Consider the following 20,067-nt stretch of genomic DNA (forward strand, 5'->3'; position numbering starts at 1 on the left):
GCTGTATAGCACGCAACCTTCAAACGAAAGAAATCTGGACAATTTTCTGAACGATTTCCTTTCTTTCTTTGAGCAAAATTACAGGAGAAGGAGTGTATCCCATGAACCAGCAAGAAACCATCTTACATTATTTAAATCAGAAAGACTCTGAAAAATTAAAAGAACTCGTATCAGGAATGGAAGAGCTGCCGCTGTTACAATTGTTCAGCAATTTATCCGCGGATGAAAAAGTGATCGTTTTCCGACTATTACCAAAAGATAAAGCACTTATCCTGTTTGAAGATTTGACACCAGCTACACAACAACACTTATTACGCTCTTTCACCGATGAACGGGCAACCGAGTTTGTGAACGAAATGGCACCAGATGTCCGAGTAAGACTCTTGGATGAGTTGCCAGCGACCGTAACACAAAAACTTTTACAATCAATGGCACCGGATGAACGTGCTGCAACAAACCTCTTATTAGGGTATGAGGCTGAGACTGCTGGACGTTTGATGACACCGGAATTCATCACATTGAAAAAAAATATGACGGTCAATCAAGCGTTAGAAAAAGTGCGAATGCAAGCCAAAGAAAAAGAAACGATTTATACGCTTTATGTTACTGATCAAACGAAAACATTAGAAGGTGTTTTGTCGCTGAAAGATCTCTTAATGGCGCAAGGGGATCAACTCATCAGTGAAATCATGTCCCAAAAAGTTATTTATGTTACCACGGACACGGACCAGGAAGAAGCGGCACGTTTGCTAAATGAACTAGATATCATTGCGCTACCAGTCGTAGACAAGGAATCGCGAATCGTTGGGATCATCACTGTCGATGACGCCATCGATGTCATCGAGCAAGAAACGACAGAAGACATGTTTAATGCCGCTGGTTTAGTCGATGTTGCTTCTAATGAAGCAGACCGTAGTAACGTTCTGATCAACGGCACCCTTTGGCAAATTTGGAAAGTCCGATTGCCGTTCCTAGTGATCACTTTGGTTGCCGGTCTTTTAGCTGGGGTAGTCATTGATGAATTTGAACAAACATTGGAATCGGTGGCAGCCGTTGCGATTTTTATCCCTTTGATCATGGATATGGGTGGAAACGTTGGTACACAGTCCTCAACTGTTTTTGTTCGCGGGATGTCATTAGGGCATATTGATCTTTCGACCTTCACTCGCCATTTCTTTAAAGAAGTTTGGATCGGCTTAAGTCTAGGTTTGATCGTAGGGGTCATCTCTGGGGCTGCTGCATCACTTTGGCAAGGAATCCCGATGTTAGGTGTGGCTGTTGGTATTTCGTTAGTTTTTGCCATGACCTTAGCCGCAGCACTTGGCTTCTTAGTCCCGTTTGTACTGATTAAACTAAACATCGACCAAGCAGCCGGTTCGGCACCGATCATCACATCGATCAAAGATATCGCCGGCTTGTTTATCTACTTCGTTTCAGTAAATGTTCTTTTGGGTCATTTGCTTTAGCATACTGTCCGTTCCGGTGGTATAATAAAGCGACATCACATGATGAGCACAACATAGAAAGGGGAAATGTCTTATGACAAATCAAATGAAGCAACATCAACTCGGAGGTTTCTCTTTTTAAGTGCGGCCTCCTAACTAACTGGAGGGAAATCATGGAAAAACAAGGAATTGTGGTCTTTCAGGCCAAAGATATTGCAAAAGTCCGCTTGACCACAGGAGAAGAATGTTTAGCAACGGTTTCAGGAAAATTTCGCCAACAGGCACTAGCGCCAAAGGATTATCCGATCGTTGGTGATTTTGTACAAGGACAGGTGTACGATCAAGATCATTTCTTGATTGATGCTTTGCTGCCACGAAAAAGTTTTTTACAACGAAAAGTAGCTGGAAATCGCACGGACGAGCAAGGCATTGCGGCGAACATCGACACAGTTTTTATTGCAACTAGTGCCAATGAAGAATTCAATTTGGCTCGGTTAGAGCGCTTTGTAACGATCGCTTGGGACAGTGGGGCTAATCCGGTGATTCTCTTGACCAAAGCCGATCAAGTTACTGCTGATAAAAAAGCAGAGCTGCTGCAAGCATTAAACGATGCATTTGGTGTGAAAACATTTGCTACGTCCATTTTTGAACCAAACGAATTGCTGATGGAAACGTATTTTTCTGACGGACAGATCAGCGCATTTATCGGTTCATCTGGGGTCGGAAAGTCCAGCTTATTAAATCAGCTTATGGCGCAAGACGTTCAAAAAACCAATGACATACGAGAGGATAGTCGAGGACGACACACGACGACGAGTCGCCAGTTGTTCACTCTGTCCTCTGGCGCAATGATCATTGATACTCCTGGCATGCGGGAAGTTGGCATCAGTACCGTCCGGTCAGCTTCGATCGACCAATCCTTTGAAGCGATCAGCCAGTATGCTGAAGGTTGTTTTTTCAGAGACTGTCGTCATGAAACAGAACCGAAATGCGCGGTCAAAGCGGCCATTGCTGCCGGTGAACTTTCAGAAGAAGCTTTCGCCCGCTATCGTAAAATGGAAAAAGAACTGGCGTATTTGAAGCGAAAAGAACAGATCAAAGAATTGAAAAAGTAAAAGTTAGCACTCCTTTCTTTAAGAGGAGTGCTTTTTTGTACGTGTTAAGAGAGTCTTGTTGAGTAAAGAAGAGGGACGTAGACAATGTCCTTGTGTTTTCACGAAAAGTCGGCCAATTCCACTGGGCACTACATGCTAAATGGTTGAACTAAGCTAAGAACGCCTGTCTCGTTGAAAGCTACCGTCAAGAAAGTCAGTATAAAAAAACACAGTGGGGTGTTTTCCCACTGTGTTTTGAGCAATGATTTGCCCCTGCCAAGGTATTTCAAGTATAAAGCGTTGATTCTTAAATAGCAACTCGAAAAAAATCGCCTCATTCAGCAGAGCGCAGAATTTTCGTCATGGCTTTTCCTTTCGCCAGTTCATCGATCAGTTTATCTAGATAACGAATTTCTTGGACCATTGGCTCTTCGATCTCTTCTACCCGAATGCCGCAAATGACACCAGTGATCTGCTTTCGTGCGGGATTGAGCTGAGGGGCTTGACTAAAAAAACGTTCAAAAGAAAGCTCTTCATTCATCTGTTGCAGCGTTTCTTGGTCATAACCGGTCAGCCAGGTAATAATCTGATCCACTTCTTCTTTTGTTCGATTTTTCCGCTCTGCTTTGGCAATATATAGGGGATAGACTTTCGCGAAACTCATTTGGGTGATCTTTTGATTTTTCATGATATACTCCTTTAGTCTTTACACAAAGTATACTTTATTTTCTTCGTTTTGCCGAGATTTTCGACACTTGTTGTGTGCCAAAAATAGGCGAGGGGACTAAAGAATGATCTTTTCTTCTTGTTCACGAAACCCTAGAACTTTTTGACGTGACTCGCCATCCCAATAGAGTAAGTCCAAATTCTTATGCAGCATTAGCTGTGTATATAATTCTTTCAGCGTCAGAGCGGGTTTTTTTGGTTCAAAAAATAAAATCAATTGGTTATGGCTATCTTGGGCGATCGTCGTAAAAGGAATCAGGTTTTCTTTGTAAGTTAAATAAATTCCTTGGTAATCTGCTGCACTCGACGACGTTGTCAGTGCTGTCAAGAGGTCTCTTGCTCTCATAATGAACCCGCCTTTACTGTTTTTTGTCGATAGGCATCGATATCCAACATGATTTTCGTTTTGCCGTACACCGTATACTTTTGCACCACGAATTGACGGCGCTTATTCCAATAGCCGCCCACGGTTAGAAACATGCCGTCATCAACATCCCCTAAAAAATTCAAACTGTGTTTCGCAATCAAACAGTTGGTGGTACCTAGTGTAAAGCGGACCAAAGGGGAGGGGGCAAAGGAGACGATTCTTATTTTTGAGACAGATCCTTTTTGTGTTTCCATCATTTCTTCCTCCTTTAGTTTAAGTAGTGTAAACAGTTGTATTATTCGCTGAGATCAAACCATTTTCTTTCTTCGTAGAAAGCAACGTGACGAATCTCATCATAATGGATTTTTTCCGTTCTTTCTCCCGTCAAATAAATACCTAATGGGTCATAACCGTTGATTTTCCCGATAATATCTGGAGGATAGCCGCCTTCTTCATTAACTTCTTCTCGTTGGATCGCCACAGTTAGGTTCTTTTTCATGGCTTCAAATAAGCACTGATTGATTTCTTCCGTTGTGAGTGACGGCTTAGGTGGACAATCAAACTTACGTGTCGGTTCCTCTTCAATTTCAGTTGTATGCTCAGATAAAAAGAATCCTTGCCACTTTAGCTTTTTCCGATCTTCATATGGTTGCAGCATACCCATAGCAATCACCTCTTATCTATATAATACAAACATACGTTCTCTTTTGTAAAGCGAACAGATTTTTAAATTTCTGATTCTTCTATGAAACATCTAAAAAGTGCATCAAACAAGGGGATAGTGGCGGGTATCGTTTTTTTATACTATATATGTTATAATTTATCCTGAAGTAATCATGAACGTTTTAGAAAATAGCTGGCGAAAAAGGAGAATAGTATGTCTGGATTAATCGTGGTCCTGCTTACGATCTACTTTGCAAGTAGGAAAGATAAAGAACAGTGGCTTTTTGATCGCAAACGATTGACTATTCTGGCGCTTATGTTTATGATCGTCGGCATAAGTTGGGGCTTAAATGACAAAATAATGAAGGATCCTCTGAACCAAAATATTAGAAGTGATTTACTGTTTAATTATTCGTTCCCCTTATTGATATGTATGCTAGGTCTATTTATCAAAGAAATACCACGGTGGGGACGGATCGTGACTTTGTCATTTGGCTTTATGATTTTCGGGTATTTAGCCATGCACTATTTGATAGGGTTTCACAATCCGTATTGGGAAAATCTACAGCTAAGTCCATTGTATTGGCTACCAAGTGACTAGCCATACGAAAGTATCGCCAATGGAAACGCAAAAAAAGCACTCCCTTTATTGAGTGCTTTTTTCGGCTAAATAACTGCAGCAAGGTGTTTCTTTTCCTAAAAAAATGGGTTGGGCCTAAGTAACGAGGGGATCATGCAAGGAGAAATCACGACTGTTTAAATCAAAACGATTGATTCTTGACTAATCCGTATCTTTTGATCATTGCCAAAGTAAAATATGCGATGAGCGTTCCTGCAATACCAAAAAGTAAATCGATTCGATCAGGGGTGTTCATAAAGCCAAAGACAGTCTCACTCAATAGATTGGCAATGAGCAAAAGCAGGGTCAATAGCGTGACGGCTTTAAATGGCGCACCTATAAGAAGCCAAAAATACCCCAGTAAGCCAATAATCAAACTAATCGAAAAATTGGAGATATGAAGATAAAAGTCAGCATACCTCGAAGTAAAGAAAGAAATGTCCAAGTACTTTGATAAATAGAGGAAAAGGGCTGTGAACACAAAAAGCAAGTAGAGGAGTGACGCCCATAGTTTTGGTAAAAGGGCTAGCTTTAATTGCTTCTTCTTTTTCATTTTTATTCTCCTTTTTAGGAATTGTCAGCCATACTTATGAAATTGCTTTTATCGGATATTAATTATACAAATGGAAAAAAAGTTGCAAACCAGGCAAATCAGTGGTCTGCACCTCATTAATGGTAAAATGAGTTGAGGTGATAAAATGACAATAATAAACAATGAGCGATTATGGTTAGGCTTAGGGGTAGAAATTATTTTGCTTATATCATTCAGCATGATTATGTATTTCATCCTGACTAGTGGCAATTTGAAGCAAAGTCCGTTCACCAGTCAACGAAATGGAAAAATAAGCTTCTGGATAGCTGCTGGTTTGATTTTACTTGCCAACGAAATATCCTAAGTTATCTACCTGATTTTAGGGTTCTTTTTTATAGAATCATGTAACGGGTATTTGTTAGCATTTGCAACATCTAAGCACTAGTGTTAGAACTTTGAAATGGATTGGCTGTAAATGAATAAAGTTCTAGGTAAAAGCTCAAAGATTTCCAAAATGATTATAGCATACAATCAAACCGATTGGTTCGTAAATCAAGGCTAAGGCTGATAGCTTGAATCTGTATTTGCTGAGATAAAGTAGGACGACGAATCCGCAAGTACTTGCTACCAGACAGTTATCAATCTGTTAATCAGCAAATCAAAAAAAGAATCTGAAGAACATGTAAAACAAGAAATTCTTAGTTTTAATTGAATTTTAGGTGCATTAGCGACAATCTACTGATAAAAGTCATTCGGAGGGAGGTAAAATGATACAAAATTGTCTTGAACTATTTAGAATGGCACGAACCCTTTTTTGAATGTAACTTTGTATAATATATAACTTGTCACTTAATCGAAGTCTCTCTTGAGGCTTCTTTTTTGTTATATGGGTAAAAATCGAAAAATTCAGAAAGAGTGATATTCAAAGCTGTGCAAATAGATAATACTGTTGATACTGTTGGTATTGAACCGTTATTAATAATATTGTTTATAGTGGATTGCCGTAAACCTCCTAGCAAAGCCAGTTTTCGAATTGTTATATTATTCTCAAATGCTAGTTGTTTAATTCTATCTGCGATTAATCTGTTCTGTAAAGAATGGTCCACGCCTTAACCCCCTTTTAATTTATAATAGTATAACACTCAAGGTGAACTTAAAAAAGTTTATTAAAATAAATATTAAGGTATACTTAACTTGTGAACTTAATTCAGTTCAACTTTATATAAATTGAGGAGGATGTCAAATGTTTGTCAGTAATTCAGATTTTATTTTCGAGAAAAAAGAGGAAAAGGTTTCAAAGGCAGGTAATCCTTATACTGTTATTCACTTGATCGATACGAAAAATTATCAGCGTTTAGAGTTCTTTGCAGATGAAAATCTTACTATCAGTTGTGGTGAAGGTGCAAAATGCAAAGCTGTATTAAAAGCTGAGCGTCGTGGATTTAGCACTAACTTAAATTGTTTATCTATCACTGCAGCATAATATGTTTGATTATACTGCAGAAATGAAAATCATTGAAAATATGACTTATCAAGCAAGGACTGTTGATACTTCTGTTTTTGATGAATTGCTTGATCGTGATGTTTCAGACGATACGAAAGCCTTGATAGAAGCGCAGCGAGAAGTCTATATAAGTCAATATGCGATCGTTGACATGGTCGAATTTCGTGGGCAACAAAGTTTTATGGCAATTCTTGCTACTCAAAATCAGCTAGCTAGTTCGTTTGATAAAATCGATCAAAAACAAACAGAAATTATAGATCACTTGAAAAATAATAGTGATCACTTAGAAAAAAATGAATTGCGAGGTGATCAATTAAATGACTTGCTACTTGATATCAATGGCTCGTTGGTCTCGAGCGCCGACAAAATAAGCGATTTTGAAGCTTCATTTCAAAATGAAATGGCTAAAACGCACGATTTCAATGAACGTTTAGGCGAAGGAATAATAAGCATTCGTGAGAATACTTATGTATCAGAAGAAAAAGAAGCAATAGAAATGTATGCACTACTTGCGATTATCCTTGTTATAGTGTTTGCTGTTCCAGTGATACTCACAGCAAGAACAATTTGGTTCTTTTATAAGAATGTGATCTTATCTGTATTTTAGAAAGCAGGTAGAAAATGATAGAAGAATTTACTGGTAAATATGAGGTTAGTAAGAATACACTCAAATGTAATGAATGTAATTCGAGCAATATTGAGTTTCATTTTTATCGAGAAATCGACACATACAACTTTTTAGTCGTTGTTGTTTCGTGTGAATGTGGTTATTGTACAACGTGTAAAATTACAGATGGAAGAAAAATATAAAAAAACATAATTTTGGAGGAAAAAGAAAATGAATGAAACGTCAAGAATTGCTACTAGTGCTATTGCGGATATGCTCGCAGAAATGCTTGTGGCTTCTCAAGAGATTATTATTCTGGCGGTACCTGCATTACTTTCGATTATCGGGGTTGTTGCGGTTGGGATGTTTGTAATTAAGATGGGCAAACGTATTGTGAATAAAGCCGGATAGCAACAGGGTACTTGAGATCTCAAATGGTCTAAGGTGGAGAGACTAAGGTCTCTCCGCTTTTTTTTTAGAATGTGGGTGGATATATGAAATGTATTAAATGGTTCGTATTGCTTTTGTCTTCTTTCTTGTTTCTTTTTTGTAATCCAACTGAAGGGGACGCTTTAAGCTTTTCTGATGCCCCAACGTTATCAGATTATATTGAGAGTAGAGGGGAATCTAAGCTTGTATATGTACTTGGTGCTGTTGCTAGGCTCCATTTCGGCGCTACTGCGAGAGATTGGGATGAACTTGAAGAGCAAGGGACGAAAATGCTCCAAGGGCTATCTGCTCAATCGATAGCAGAATTTATTTTTGTTAATACGTATGAGTATAAGCTGACTATGACGTTTTATCAGCTTTTATCGGAAAGTTTGCATTCAGAATTTGCTGTGCAAAACAAAGAATACTTTGATTTATCAGGTTCTTATATACCGCTTAATGCACAAAATGTTTTAGTTCGAGGTGGCGCGTTTGTCGATGTAGCTAACTTATTTGGTGCAAGTGCTATTTTGACGACGACAAGACCACTAGAAAATGGTTACGAATACTCTAATAATCAGTTGTTGATCAACGGCATTGAAATGCAGCTGATCAATTCTGATTTGTCGCTTACTCAAAAGATTTTAGATTTTGAAGTTGTTTCTGGTGAAAACAATTCTTCCGGACGTTATCTGCCTTTTGTTGGATCGCTACAAAATGCGTATAACTATCAGTACACCGCTGCAGGTATGGCGCAAGATTATTCGTTTTTTAGAGTTGATGCTGATGTTTCAGGTTCGCTTTCTGAATTGCGATTATTAACACAGATGAGCATGACTATCACAATCGGCGATATGACAAGGACTGTTTACGGTACCGGTAATATAAAATCTGATTTGGAAATTGATAAAATTGTTACTGTCGATCCTGATGAGCCTCTTGTGACAGATGGTAGTGGCAGTGGTGAAGATGATAGCGGGGGCGGTAGCTGGTGGGACGGCGTTGTTGGTGGTGTTGTTGGTGGTCTTACAGACTGGTTGCTTGAAAAATTATTAGCACCGCTGCTTGCGTTCTTCGAGTGGATCAAAGAGTTCTTAAATGACTTTCTTCTTAAACCGCTGTTGGCATTTTTCGATTGGATCAAGGATTTTTTTATTCCTGACTTTTCTGGTATTGCTGATCGATTTCATGAGTTTGTTGATTTATTAACGAATAAATTTTCAGGAGTCCTAGAAATAATGGATTTGTTATCTGGTTTCTTTGTGTCAGAGAAAAGTTTGCATGATCTAACGGTAGTTTGGCTAGACGAAAAGGAATATGCTATTTTTCCTAGAGAGTATACCGAAGAATTTTTTGTCAATTTAAAGCGAGCTGTCAACGTTTTAATCTTTATGTTAACTGCTATTCATATTTACAAAAAAATTACTGGAGAAGGTGACGCAATTGCTACTTAAACTACTCTTTGATGGTTTGTTTTCCATACTTGAGTTTTTTATCGGTTTGTTTCCAACGATTAGTCTTCCTGATTCTGTTGCTACGGATATACCATATTTTACTGATGTTATGGGGTATTTTGGGACTGTAGTTAGCTTCCCTCTAGTTTTATCTTGTATCGCTGCGATCGTGACTGTACAAAATTTTAGCTTGTTTACTCGAGTTTTAAAATTTGTGCTTAATAAATTTATGTTAGGGTGATTATTTTGAAGAAAAAAGAAAAGAAAAAGAAGCAGATGCCTTCTAAAAGATACGAGGTTTTGCGTGAGAAATTTTTTATTGTGAAGGTAGGGTTATTTATAGTTAATGTTTTAAAAGACCTTAAAACACACTTTAAGAGGGATAGGAGAAAAATGAATCTTTATGGATTGACTATGTATGCAGGCATGCAGGGGGAAGGGAAAACTGTTTCATTGGTTGAACAATTAGAATATATTCGTTCTCGTTTTCCTGATGTTCCTATTTGTACAAATTTTGGTTATGAAAAAGAGACGTTTCCCCTTGACGATTGGAATTTTATCACTGAAACAGATTTTAAAGAAGAATATCCAAACGGCATAGTCATTGCGATCGACGAGATCCAGAATGAATTTAGTGTGTATGAGACTAGGAATTTTAATATGGATCTCTTGCATAAGATCACGCAACAACGGAAAAGCGGGGTGAAAATCTACGGTACGTCGCAACACTTTACACGAGTAACTAAACCGCTTAGGCAACAAACCTTTGAAGTGGTTGAGTGTAAAACGTTTCTGGGACGTTGGACGTTCCAACGTTGCTTTGATGCTCAAGAATATGATGCTCTAGTGGAAAATCCTTTGAAGCTGCGAAAACTGCCTAGGAAATGGCGTAGGAATTTCGTTCAGTCGGACAAGCTGCGAAGTATGTATGATAGCTATGCAGTCATAGATAGATTGAAAAAGCTTGATAAAACGAGTAAGTAAAGGCTCCAAAATAAAAATGATGATTTTCGCTACTGTTTCTTTGCGGAACGGAGGACGGAGCGCAAGCCCGGCCGACGCACGCAAAAAACGGTAGCAGCAATCTTGAAGAATTTTAGCAGCTCTTAATTAGTTTTAGCAATTTTCATCTGTTTACAGCTATCAACTTATACAAACAAAAGAAGCTTATACGAGGTGCTGTCAAGTATAAATGTATGACCGCAGGGAATTTATGCCTTGACAGCTATAAACAGCACCCCAAACCCTAGAGTGCCTTCTTCGGTATTACCATACCGGAGAAGCTGGCTCCCGCCGAGGGGTGCCCCTCGAGAACGAGGGGGTGGGGAGTTGATTTTTTTTACTGTAGTAGAAGTGTAACACCAACACCTTCAGTAAAAGGTGTTACACGGTTCACACGTGCAAAAGGTGAAACACTATTCAGGACAAAGGTGGTTCACTTGAATCCAGGAGGGAAAAATAATGGTTATCAAAAAAGGAAAAACGAGAAAATTTATTACTTTGTCAGATGAAACCTGGGAATACCTTGAACGAAGAGTTTCTGCCAAAAAGAGAGACTGGTGGAATAACAGGGGACAAATTACTTGTAGTACGGTTTTGGAAGAACTGGCTATCTCAGATAAAAAAGTAAGAGAAGCAATTGATATAAAAACTTAGGAGTGGTCGTATGTTTGTAGAACATGATTTTATGATAATCAAGAAAGTATCTGTTATAGAAATGTACAAACGAAAAGTACAGTTGTTAGTTTTGGGTGTTCCCGAATCAAGCATAGAATTGCATTATCTTGTGAATTGCAAGATAAACTTGGATAAATTAAAAAAATATGACAAAGTTCGAGTAAAACTGGGTGTCAGCTGCAAAGGCGCTTCAAATGTTCCTCATTATTTTGTGAAATCTATCGAACGTGTTATTTTAAAAGATGAGGTATCTTCTTATGTTTGATGGAAAAGAAAATTCAACCCCCGTTTCTAACAGGGGGGTTGTCGATACATGCCCAAAATCTCCAATCGCTTGCGTGGACTGGTTTAGTTGCACTTTTTTTTCTGCAAGAAGTTGGCAAGAACTTGCAGCACTTTTTCGGCTTCCTTTAGAGAAATTTACGGTAAAAGATAAGGGCATAAATGGTTATTTAAAATCAGCAATATGGGATAATATTGAATTTTATTTTGAAGGTCATAACGATTCTATGGGTATTTGGTTAAACTTAGGGGGACAAGGTTGTCGTCAATTCGAGGAATTGTTTGAACACACCAAATGGACATGGATAGAAGTTTTTGAGTTTGTACTTGAAGAAAAAGCAAATGTAACTCGATTAGATATTGCGATTGATGATTTTAACAACATATTTACGATACACCAGTTAGAATTATGTATGAGAAACGGGTGTGTAGCAAGTCGATTTAAACATGGCAGAAATTTTGAAAAGATAAATCTTGATACGGGTAAGACAGAGGGGCAAACATTGTATTTTGGGCAATCAGAAGTCATTTTCAGGTTCTATGATAAATATTTCGAAAGGTTGCAAAGAGGGAAATATTTTCATGAGGATATTAAAACATGGGTTCGTTCTGAGGTTCAGCTTCGTGGTGATCGTGCGAAAGCAGCGTTAGATGTGATTGTAAATAATGATATGGATTTGGGTGATTTTCTTAGAGGGTTGTTAAATCGCTATATTGCATTTAAGGTAAAGGGGAATGATACGAACAGAGCGAGATGGAAAAACACAAGATGGTGGGATAAATTTCTCAATAAAATTGGCAAAATTAAGCTCTCTCTACAAGCTCCCGATAAAAGCGTTCTTCGCACAAAGGACTGGATTGACAAACAAGTGCTTGCCTCATTAGCAACTCTGTATATCTCGCTCGGTTCAGATGATAAACTCTTTAATGATTATATCATCGAGAAAGGCAAATCACAAATGAGTGACCACCAGTTGCAAATGGCTCTAGAGTTTGCTAAAAAGGATGATTTTAGAAATCAACTTAAGTCTGATATGGCTTTATACATTCAGGATAAGAAGACTTTTAGTAAACAGCAAGCGACTAATCAATGGCTTCAAACAGCGAATTCTATAATTCAATATAACAGTGAAAAAACAACCAAAAAACCTTAAACAACTAAACAATTTTAACGTAAAATGGTAATATTAATTGAGGTGATAAAATGACTATTATGAATTCGGATAGAATTTGGTTAGGAATTGGGATTGAGGTTTTATTAGTTGCAAGCATATGGTTAATACTTTACTTTATTTTTACAAGCGGAGCTATTAGAAAAGATGTGTTTAGCAAACGTGGCAAAAGTAAATTAACTTTATGGTTGGCTGTATTGCTAATGATGGTTACAATGGTACTAATTTATAAAGGTATGATTAGTGGATCGACTTATAGTTTTTAAGAAAAAATCGGGTTTTAAATGTTACAATTATATTAAATAACAAAATAGGGCTAAAAAAAGCTAAAAAAAATAAGCTTATTAGCCTTTATATTTTAACTATTAACTTTGTATAATATATATTATGTAAACTAAAATAAAAAATTTTTTAAACACCGTATTTAGCTAGTAATTGTGCGACTCTCCTCTCTCTTATTCATGATTATTTCCTTCAAATTAACCTAAATAGCAGCAGCAGCATAATCCAAAAAAACGGTTATTTAAGCGATAGTTTAAGATTTTTGTTTATTTTACGACTGACAAGAAAATCAATTGACAAATTATATCTGTACCTTTGTCTGTATTTGATCTTGTTGATCCTTTAATCTTTGAATTCAAACATTGCTTGCAACTGCTAGCCAATCTCAATGAATCACTCAGCGCTTAATGAATCGCTGTTCACGATTTTATCAGTAGTGATTCGTACATAACCCAGCCAAATTTGTGCTAACTAAATAGCCTAATGGGAATCTTGATCACAGGCAAACCAGCAACGATAAACAAGAAAAGTTGAGTTGCGTTCAGTTTTCACCTAAACGGATCCAATTCCCATAGCGAGTCCTAATCAAGGGATCACAGTCATCTAAGTACAATTTTCTTTTTGTTGCTGCTAATAAAGCAATGACAGCTACGGAAAGTTTCAAACTATGTAATACAGGATCGCCGAAAAGACAATGATCAAAACGACCAAAACAATGATTAGTTGATTTAAACGTCGAATAAGCAGGTTTTTCTTATTTTTTTCAAATTCTTTTCCTTCATTTCGATAATATTCTCTATCTTTTGTTCCCACGAGCGCCAACTCCTTTTCCCTGATTTTATCACTATCCTGAAAACAATGGGTGCAATCAAGGTGTTTTGTACAATAAATGGCAGTATTTTGTTAGAGCTTACCATCGTATACGTATAGAGACTAAATAAGACGACTGACGAGTTCCAAGTGATTCATAACCGCAGCTTTCCGAATAACGCCCATACCTGGAAACGACCTTTGCTGATAGGCAGCAATTAATAGCTGCAGCCCAGCTGTTTGTGTAGGATACTCTTCTTCATGCTGTAACAAAGCTTCCATGACTTCGAAAAATTTTTCTTTCTGATTTGGTAATTCTTCCTCAGAAAATAAGTGAACGATTCGCAAATCTTGCTCAGTTGTCGGATAGATCCAATGCAAAACCAACCGCTTTGAGGGATAACTGTGCTCATAATAAATTTTGCTATCGACAGAAAAATCACTAAAGCCAGCATAACCCAATTTTTGATAAAGATGATGGGTTTTTGAAAACCCTTCGTCCGGACATTCTGTATAAAAACTATTTTTAGGTAAACGTGTAAACGGATCTTCCATCAGTAGTTTCGGGCCGTTGATTTTATTTAACAAACGAAACTCTTTGCCTACCAGCACCGGCAGTGTATTTTCCCGCCAATCACTAGCGAGTGCTGGGTCCGCTTGATGAACGATCCAAAGATCAGGCGTTTCTTCCACTGTTTCAATGGGTCGATCTACGATCATTGCTTTAGGGGCAGCAACATTTTGCAACTCTGCTAACCCCTCTGCAGTCAGAAAAGCCCCAGCCTGTGGATTGCGAACAAGATAAAAAGGATGCTGCTTCCTTTGAAACAGGTCAATGGTCGTCCAAAACGTTTTTGATTGCTTGACCGGTTCAATGATCGGCTGGATCGCTTCTGACAAGCGATCTTGTTCCAACAGTGCTTTCAATGCCAATAAATCAAATTGTTTTCCACGAATATAAGGGAAGTACATCTTCTTCTCTCCTTCTTACTCGCCTGATAAAAAACGTTTTTCCAGCGCTTCATAGGCTGCTCTCGTAGCGGCCAATTCTTCTTTCAAGGCTTCGATCGCTTGCAGCTGAGTATCTTCAATAAATCGATCATAGTAATTGACTCCACCACCGAACAAGTCATACTCAGGCTGACGTTTCTTCAGTTCTTGGTACAAACGTTCTGTTGAAAATACCCGCAATCCTCGAGCAGTCTGTTTTGCTTTGCCGACTTCTCTCGCTTGTGCCGAAATCAACCGAAACAATAAGCCATTTTCTGGAACCTGCAGCTCTTGCCGTTGGGGTTTCTTTTCGACACTGAAATACCCTTTGCTGCCCGTTTCTTTTTCAAGAAATGCATGATAGACCAAAACACCAATTGTAGGTGCAATCTGATCTTTGACTTTTTCATACAATGACTTGGGTAAGACAAAATAATTATAATTCCCAATAAAGGATAGTTTTGCTTTTGAGCGAAAATCTGCCAAACTAACTTTGAGTTCGTAGCAACGCCATTCAAATGTATTTTCAGTCGTCAAGCGACAACTCAAAGTATCCACGATGCCGTGATCATCTGGCATGACTACCTCTTCTACAACAATATCACTGTTTTCACGACAATAATAATAAAGTGCCTCTTCCATTTCTAAAGTTAAGGATGTCTTCACAAATTCACGACCTTTATCTTGTTTCACCTATTATAAAACATATGTTCGCATTTTAAAAGAGGGAAATAAAAGCAACCTATCATCCCCTCACTCATTCGGGCATCCGTTACCGAGAATCTCTTCAACCGTCCTCTTTGTACCGCGGAATCGTAACAAAAAAAGCAGCAAGAGCACACCAAGTTGCGTGATTAATAGACCTTTAAAGGGAAATTCAAAAGTAAATCCTGCGGGAAGATGAAAGAAATGGAAAAAATCCTGCAGTGCTTTTTGACTAAGCCACAAACCGCTGACAAGCCCTATCAAACCAATAACAATGCTTTGAATGCCTACAAAGAAAAGCTCTTCTAAGGTGACCACCAACGGAGACTGTCCTAACAACAACCGAATACTCAGGGATTGCTGCTCCTCCCCCATCAAATGAAAACGATACATGTGATTGCAGTGCCATAAAAAGGTGGCGATCAAGCCTATAGCTAGAATGCTAAGTACGAAGCGCAGCAATTGCAAAAAGAAAAGCCAACTGGCATATGTGAGATCCATCTGATTCTCACTGCTATTTGTTTCATATTGTAGCCATTGATGAAAAAACACTAGCCAATGCTCTGCAAAGATGGCGATGATCAGTAGAAGAATCGCCAATACACCACTCATCAGCAAACTGCGCCTACGAAGTGCTGCGTGCCAGCCGAATTGGCAAGGATAGTAGAAGTACCGCCATTTGTTCATGATATCCCTCCTTTTGGCGTCTATTTTACAGAACTTTTCAAATTTAGACAAACATCTTCTTGTTTACATAATATAATTATGATCAAAAAAGAGTGCGGCACGTAGCCCACACTCTTTTCCCTTTAGCTATCGACGTTTACAAATACCTTGTCAGCAGCTGCAACAAGCGCTGCGGAAATTCTGTTAGATTGGAAAGATCAATAAAGCGTTCTTCCCCATAAATCGCTTTGATCACCTCTTTGTCTTGGCCAATGGCAGCTGCCAGAAACAGCACCCCTTGTCGTTCATAGTCAGCGATCACCTGCTGAATATCTTCTTTGGCTTTTACCCCTGTATAATCAGGAAGAGCTTTTGGCTGGCCATCACTGATATTCAAGAGTAATTTAGTGGTTGCCGGCTGATGAGCGAGCTTTTCAGCTAGCACGCGCAAGACAGCCCCATCACGGTTATTTTGCCGAGGCTTCATTGTCATGAGTTTCTCTGGCACAAATTCAAAGCCTTCATTAAATTCTTTGTATGCAAAAAGCGAGGTTTTTTCACGAGCGGTCACGTCTGCTGTATCGCCATAGATCATCAATGGCAAAGATAAACGTTCGGCAAAAGCATTCACCGCTAAGACCGCCTGTTGCGCATACAATATCCGATCTTCTCGAATCATCGAACCCGATTCATCGATGCGCAAAGCAAGAGCTAAGGAAGGCTGTTCATGAGGTGGATTCTTCTTGTCAAAGGTCCGGAAATCTTGATACGCAACCTTGCTGGCATCAAAGCGTGTGCCGCTGTACTTACCTTTACTGTATGCCGAAGCTTGTTCATTTTCCAATACTTCTTGGGTTTGCTTGATCAATGACTCTACGATCGGCAGCAACGGCTGCAAACGCTGTTGGGCTTCAGTCGCTTTTTCTAAATCGACGGGTGGTCGATGAACGATCAGCCCTTCTTTGGCATGGATTGATTCTTTCAATGCTTGTCGTGCTGTCTTTGATGCCGTGGTTTTCTTTTCTTTCTCCTGGGTTTCATACGCTTCGATCGACAAAGAATGAGCAGCAGGAGCTGCCTCTTGTGCCTCACTCCCAGCTTTTGCTTGGCCATCGTGACTATTGCGTTCCAGTTCTTCTGAAAACGTCGCCTCAGTTGCTGCGCTTTTCGCTTCTTGTTTGTCAGAATCACTGGTTTCCATCGTTTCCGCCTCAGTTTCTTGATTGGGCGTCTCAAGGACTTGTTCATTTTTTAGGACGGGCGTACCTTCTTCCACTACATTGCGCTGGTCCGCCTCTTCGCTGCTGATTCGACGCCCTTTGATTTGTTGTTTAAAGGCATTTAGTGGTTGTCCAGAAAACAAAAGTCGCAGTTGCGCCAATAACCCTGAAGCTTCTAGTGCCTGTTGTAACAGAGAAAGCTCATTTGGATCGGTGGTGATTTTGTATAGCACTTTGCTATCAATTGCAGTAAAAGGATCTTGTCCTTGTTTGACTGCATTTAGCCAATAAAAATAGGAACGCATGCCCGCCACCCCTTTGATGGCATTGGCTTTGGCGGTCACGTCTAGCAAGCGTATGATCTCAGCCATTTTCTCCGCAGTCGTTTTGTCTGGATAATTGGTTTTGGCAATGCCTCGCTGCACCATGACTGCCAGCTCAGGTAAATCCATTTTTTCAGCATGCTGCATCCGGTCTCGCAAGGATTCGTTCAAGGGGCGGTTGCCTTGGTAATTCCGATTCGTTGTGATGATCACCACACAGTCAGGGTGTCGTCGGACGAAGCCAGTCGGGATATTCAGCATTCCATTTTGTTCAAGGGCCGAGTTTAGTGCCACTAGTACCGAAGCATCACGAATGACCGTTGGCTCTTGAATCTCAAGCAAGTAGCCTTTTTCCAGCGCCCGTACGATTTCGGAGGGATAAAATTTGTATTGAATCGTAGGTTGTTGATCACTGGTTTCGATTCGTTCGATCAGTTCTGCAAATTTCGCCCGTGCCCGCTCACGAGTCAGGGAAAAATGCCGCTGGATCAACCCCAAAACATCTTCAAAACAATCACTTCGATAAATCGCATCCAGCAAGTCCTTGTCCTCTTCTTGGTCGGTGTTGATCACTGGTAATAAAGCACCAAACACATCTGACTTATCCATATCCGCAAAGCAGGTGATTTTGGTGTAGGGCAGTTGCAGGTCGGCAGAAAGTGCCTTTGCCAACTGGGTCTTGCCGGAACCAGCATCGCCTTCCAACAACACATTGAAGATCTTCATTTCTGGATCCGTCCAGTTCAACGCGATCTCTGAAGCGATTCGCAGTTCTTCGGCACTGGTCTGATGACTTTGTGGTTTCTTCCAAATCATTGTTTGTTCTAATTTGCTAAAAGCGCGTCCTTTCGTTACGACAAAAGACGGTTGAATTTGTGTCATGGCAATCTGCTCCTTTTCTTAATAACCTAGCTCATCCAAAAGCCGTTTTAGGATTTTGAAGCGTTCACCATAAAGTTCGCCATCTTTTTGCAAGGAATCATAAAAAAGTAGAATGTCTTCATCGATCTTAGGATTTTCGGTGTCTACTTCAACGGTCATACGATTTCCTTGTAAGCCAATGATCTCGATCAACGGATTTTCAGGATCGTAAAACTTTTCATGGCGATAAGCCTCTTGAAAATACAAACTGGATTGCGCCACTAAGATTGCTAGATCTAAGATTCTAGTGAGCGGTAGTTCTTCTGACTGACGAGACCATTTTTCACCTGTGTGGCGCCAAACCTTGCCTGAGATATCGACTTTTCCCCGGTCGTTCCATTGTGCCAATCCGAGGGAAAGGCCTTTTGCATCCGTATGTAACGCATTTTTTCCGTCAACAGTATCATAGTCTTCCACTTTAATGACGGGCTTATGTTTCAAGTTTTCTGGTATTTTCATTGTTCTCACTCCTTGTTTAGTAAATTACTAATTTACTAGATAGAGTAAGTATAATGAGGAAGCTAGTTTGGGACAAGCAAAAGGTCTTTTCTAGTAGCTAGGGACAGATGTCTATAGAAAAAGCACTTGATAAGAAGTATCTAAAAACAAACGCTCTTAAAAAGTGCTTTTTTATGACGCATTACTTCAACTTCACTAACTCAATTGATTGAAAAAAAGGCGCAATTCTTGCTTTCTCTCACTTGCAAGCTGCGCTTTGGGAATGCCTTGGATCGCCCCTTCAATGCCGTAGAGCATATGCAAGCAAGCGCCCGTATCGCATTGTTGGCGGATAGCTAGAAAAACCTCTTCGGCCGTTTTTGTGCGTAGTTGTTCAGGGGTGTTGATGCCGATACGAACCAGGTGATCCGCTAAAACTTGACCTACATTTGGTAACTTTTGCAGTTCATTCATAGGTTTCTCCTTTTTGATTGTTGTCATCCTGCCCGTCTTCCTCTTGACGAATCAACGCATAGAGTTTCATATCTAACAGCTGATGGTTTTTCTCCGCATGCTTTCGCAAAACGCCTTCTAATGTAAAACCTGCCTTTTCCAACACACGACAAGAGGAATGATTCTTCGCAAAAGATTCAGCAGAAATACGAACGATAGTTGAAGTAGTAAATATATAGTCACATAGTTGTTGAACGGCTTGTGTCATCAAACCTTTTCCCCAGTACTCTTGTGCAATAGAGTAGCCAATCTCAGCCGTTCTATAATGGATATTTTCTTTGCGAACAGCACGGATACTGCCGACTGCTCGGTCATCCACAGTGATTGCAAAGGCAAATTCTGCTTCTTCCACAGATCGAATATAGGCTTGTGCATCTGCGACCGTATACGGGAATGGCAACCCATGCATTAAATAATCGTGGATGGATTGATTATTTAATGCATGGGCTAAATCTTGCGCATCGCTCATTTGCCACCTTCTTAAGGAACACTTCATAGCAATTCCTCCTTTGTCAGTCCTTCATTTTGATCCTATTGTACGAGTTTGTGTGATTTTTTACAAGCGAATCTCAAAAAAGCAGAAAAAAGAACCAGCTAGACGAACGTCTAACTGATTCTTACATACATT

General features: G+C 39.4%; 26 protein-coding genes. 12 read left to right on the forward strand and 14 right to left on the reverse strand.

Features of this window, described 5'->3' with window-relative positions:
* Nucleotides 1–101: 101 nt before the first annotated feature.
* Complete coding sequence (gene mgtE / locus IGI88_RS15910) at nt 102–1,466, forward strand: magnesium transporter (protein WP_016611788.1); 1,365 nt, start codon at nt 102–104, stop codon at nt 1,464–1,466.
* A 152-nt stretch (nt 1,467–1,618) separates the two neighbouring features.
* On the forward strand, nt 1,619–2,560 hold the full coding sequence (rsgA, locus tag IGI88_RS15915) for a ribosome small subunit-dependent GTPase A (RefSeq protein WP_016611787.1): 942 nt from the start codon (nt 1,619–1,621) through the stop codon (nt 2,558–2,560).
* Nucleotides 2,561–2,873: 313 nt separating this feature from the next.
* On the opposite strand, the gene IGI88_RS15920 is transcribed toward rsgA, so the two are convergent.
* From IGI88_RS15920 to IGI88_RS15935, 4 genes are all read right to left on the reverse strand, one after another.
* Nucleotides 2,874–3,227, reverse strand: coding sequence for a DUF2200 domain-containing protein (locus tag IGI88_RS15920; protein ID WP_005235929.1), 354 nt, complete (start codon nt 3,225–3,227; stop codon nt 2,874–2,876).
* Nucleotides 3,228–3,323: 96 nt separating this feature from the next.
* Nucleotides 3,324–3,611 carry a hypothetical protein gene (locus IGI88_RS15925; RefSeq protein ID WP_005226077.1) on the reverse strand — a complete coding sequence of 96 codons (288 nt, stop codon included), beginning with the start codon at nt 3,609–3,611 and terminating at the stop codon, nt 3,324–3,326.
* Nucleotides 3,608–3,886: a hypothetical protein gene (locus tag IGI88_RS15930; protein WP_016611786.1), complete on the reverse strand. Its 279-nt coding sequence runs from the start codon at nt 3,884–3,886 to the stop codon at nt 3,608–3,610. Before IGI88_RS15930 ends, IGI88_RS15925 begins: the two co-directional genes overlap by 4 nt.
* A gap of 41 nt (nt 3,887–3,927) precedes the next feature.
* Nucleotides 3,928–4,296, reverse strand: coding sequence for a hypothetical protein (locus tag IGI88_RS15935; protein WP_005235931.1), 369 nt, complete (start codon nt 4,294–4,296; stop codon nt 3,928–3,930).
* Between the two features lie 213 nt (nt 4,297–4,509).
* Here IGI88_RS15935 and IGI88_RS15940 point away from each other — a divergent pair, with 213 nt between their 5' ends.
* The gene (locus tag IGI88_RS15940) at nt 4,510–4,896 is read left to right on the forward strand and encodes a hypothetical protein (RefSeq protein WP_005235932.1); all 387 of its coding nucleotides are present in this window, start codon (nt 4,510–4,512) and stop codon (nt 4,894–4,896) included.
* 160 nt (nt 4,897–5,056) lie between these two features.
* Here IGI88_RS15940 and IGI88_RS15945 read toward each other — a convergent pair whose 3' ends face one another.
* A complete protein-coding gene (locus IGI88_RS15945) occupies nt 5,057–5,467 on the reverse strand; it encodes a hypothetical protein (protein WP_429960777.1) in 411 nt (136 codons plus the stop codon).
* A gap of 824 nt (nt 5,468–6,291) precedes the next feature.
* The gene (locus tag IGI88_RS15950; protein WP_429969535.1) at nt 6,292–6,552 is read right to left on the reverse strand and encodes a helix-turn-helix domain-containing protein; all 261 of its coding nucleotides are present in this window, start codon (nt 6,550–6,552) and stop codon (nt 6,292–6,294) included.
* Between the two features lie 137 nt (nt 6,553–6,689).
* On the opposite strand from IGI88_RS15950, the gene IGI88_RS15955 reads away from it, so the two are divergent.
* The 9 genes from IGI88_RS15955 to IGI88_RS15995 all read left to right on the forward strand — a co-directional run bounded on the left by IGI88_RS15955 (nt 6,690) and on the right by IGI88_RS15995 (nt 12,837).
* Nucleotides 6,690–6,929 (forward strand): hypothetical protein, encoded by a 240-nt coding sequence (locus IGI88_RS15955; protein WP_429960779.1) that lies wholly within the window; start codon nt 6,690–6,692, stop codon nt 6,927–6,929.
* Between the two features lies 1 nt (nt 6,930).
* The gene (locus IGI88_RS15960; RefSeq protein WP_429969536.1) at nt 6,931–7,557 is read left to right on the forward strand and encodes a hypothetical protein; all 627 of its coding nucleotides are present in this window, start codon (nt 6,931–6,933) and stop codon (nt 7,555–7,557) included.
* A 231-nt stretch (nt 7,558–7,788) separates the two neighbouring features.
* The gene (locus IGI88_RS15965) at nt 7,789–7,968 is read left to right on the forward strand and encodes a hypothetical protein (protein WP_429960781.1); all 180 of its coding nucleotides are present in this window, start codon (nt 7,789–7,791) and stop codon (nt 7,966–7,968) included.
* Nucleotides 7,969–8,051: 83 nt separating this feature from the next.
* The gene (locus IGI88_RS15970) at nt 8,052–9,440 is read left to right on the forward strand and encodes a hypothetical protein (RefSeq protein ID WP_429960782.1); all 1,389 of its coding nucleotides are present in this window, start codon (nt 8,052–8,054) and stop codon (nt 9,438–9,440) included.
* Between the two features lie 246 nt (nt 9,441–9,686).
* Nucleotides 9,687–10,424: a hypothetical protein gene (locus IGI88_RS15975; protein ID WP_429960783.1), complete on the forward strand. Its 738-nt coding sequence runs from the start codon at nt 9,687–9,689 to the stop codon at nt 10,422–10,424.
* A gap of 477 nt (nt 10,425–10,901) precedes the next feature.
* The gene (locus tag IGI88_RS15980) at nt 10,902–11,096 is read left to right on the forward strand and encodes a hypothetical protein (protein ID WP_429960784.1); all 195 of its coding nucleotides are present in this window, start codon (nt 10,902–10,904) and stop codon (nt 11,094–11,096) included.
* 10 nt (nt 11,097–11,106) lie between these two features.
* Nucleotides 11,107–11,382, forward strand: coding sequence for a hypothetical protein (locus tag IGI88_RS15985; protein WP_429960785.1), 276 nt, complete (start codon nt 11,107–11,109; stop codon nt 11,380–11,382).
* Entirely contained in the window at nt 11,375–12,553 is a 1,179-nt protein-coding gene (locus tag IGI88_RS15990) for a replication initiation factor domain-containing protein (protein WP_429960786.1), read from the forward strand. The genes IGI88_RS15985 and IGI88_RS15990 overlap by 8 nt, the downstream gene beginning before the upstream one ends.
* Before the next feature lie 50 nt (nt 12,554–12,603).
* Nucleotides 12,604–12,837, forward strand: coding sequence for a hypothetical protein (locus IGI88_RS15995; RefSeq protein ID WP_429969537.1), 234 nt, complete (start codon nt 12,604–12,606; stop codon nt 12,835–12,837).
* A 676-nt stretch (nt 12,838–13,513) separates the two neighbouring features.
* Here the strand turns inward: IGI88_RS15995 and IGI88_RS16000 are convergent.
* From IGI88_RS16000 to IGI88_RS16035, 8 genes are all read right to left on the reverse strand, one after another.
* Complete coding sequence (locus tag IGI88_RS16000) at nt 13,514–13,666, reverse strand: hypothetical protein (RefSeq protein WP_008379912.1); 153 nt, start codon at nt 13,664–13,666, stop codon at nt 13,514–13,516.
* Nucleotides 13,667–13,786: 120 nt separating this feature from the next.
* Nucleotides 13,787–14,635, reverse strand: a complete 849-nt coding sequence (locus IGI88_RS16005; RefSeq protein WP_016611778.1) for a sce7725 family protein — start codon at nt 14,633–14,635, stop codon at nt 13,787–13,789.
* Nucleotides 14,636–14,650: 15 nt separating this feature from the next.
* Nucleotides 14,651–15,319 carry a hypothetical protein gene (locus tag IGI88_RS16010; RefSeq protein WP_008379910.1) on the reverse strand — a complete coding sequence of 223 codons (669 nt, stop codon included), beginning with the start codon at nt 15,317–15,319 and terminating at the stop codon, nt 14,651–14,653.
* Nucleotides 15,320–15,406: 87 nt separating this feature from the next.
* A complete protein-coding gene (locus IGI88_RS16015) occupies nt 15,407–16,045 on the reverse strand; it encodes a hypothetical protein (RefSeq protein ID WP_429960788.1) in 639 nt (212 codons plus the stop codon).
* 136 nt (nt 16,046–16,181) lie between these two features.
* The gene (locus IGI88_RS16020; RefSeq protein ID WP_429960789.1) at nt 16,182–18,449 is read right to left on the reverse strand and encodes an AAA family ATPase; all 2,268 of its coding nucleotides are present in this window, start codon (nt 18,447–18,449) and stop codon (nt 16,182–16,184) included.
* A gap of 18 nt (nt 18,450–18,467) precedes the next feature.
* A complete protein-coding gene (locus IGI88_RS16025; RefSeq protein ID WP_005235941.1) occupies nt 18,468–18,947 on the reverse strand; it encodes a DUF6530 family protein in 480 nt (159 codons plus the stop codon).
* A 195-nt stretch (nt 18,948–19,142) separates the two neighbouring features.
* Nucleotides 19,143–19,400 carry a TfoX/Sxy family protein gene (locus IGI88_RS16030; RefSeq protein ID WP_429960790.1) on the reverse strand — a complete coding sequence of 86 codons (258 nt, stop codon included), beginning with the start codon at nt 19,398–19,400 and terminating at the stop codon, nt 19,143–19,145.
* Complete coding sequence (locus tag IGI88_RS16035; protein WP_429960791.1) at nt 19,393–19,935, reverse strand: GNAT family N-acetyltransferase; 543 nt, start codon at nt 19,933–19,935, stop codon at nt 19,393–19,395. The genes IGI88_RS16030 and IGI88_RS16035 overlap by 8 nt, the downstream gene beginning before the upstream one ends.
* Between the last annotated feature and the right edge of the window lie 132 nt (nt 19,936–20,067).

The sequence above is a fragment of the Enterococcus sp. AZ179 genome (assembly GCF_050498885.1).
Classification (GTDB): Bacteria; Bacillota; Bacilli; order Lactobacillales; family Enterococcaceae; genus Enterococcus_D; species Enterococcus_D entomosocium.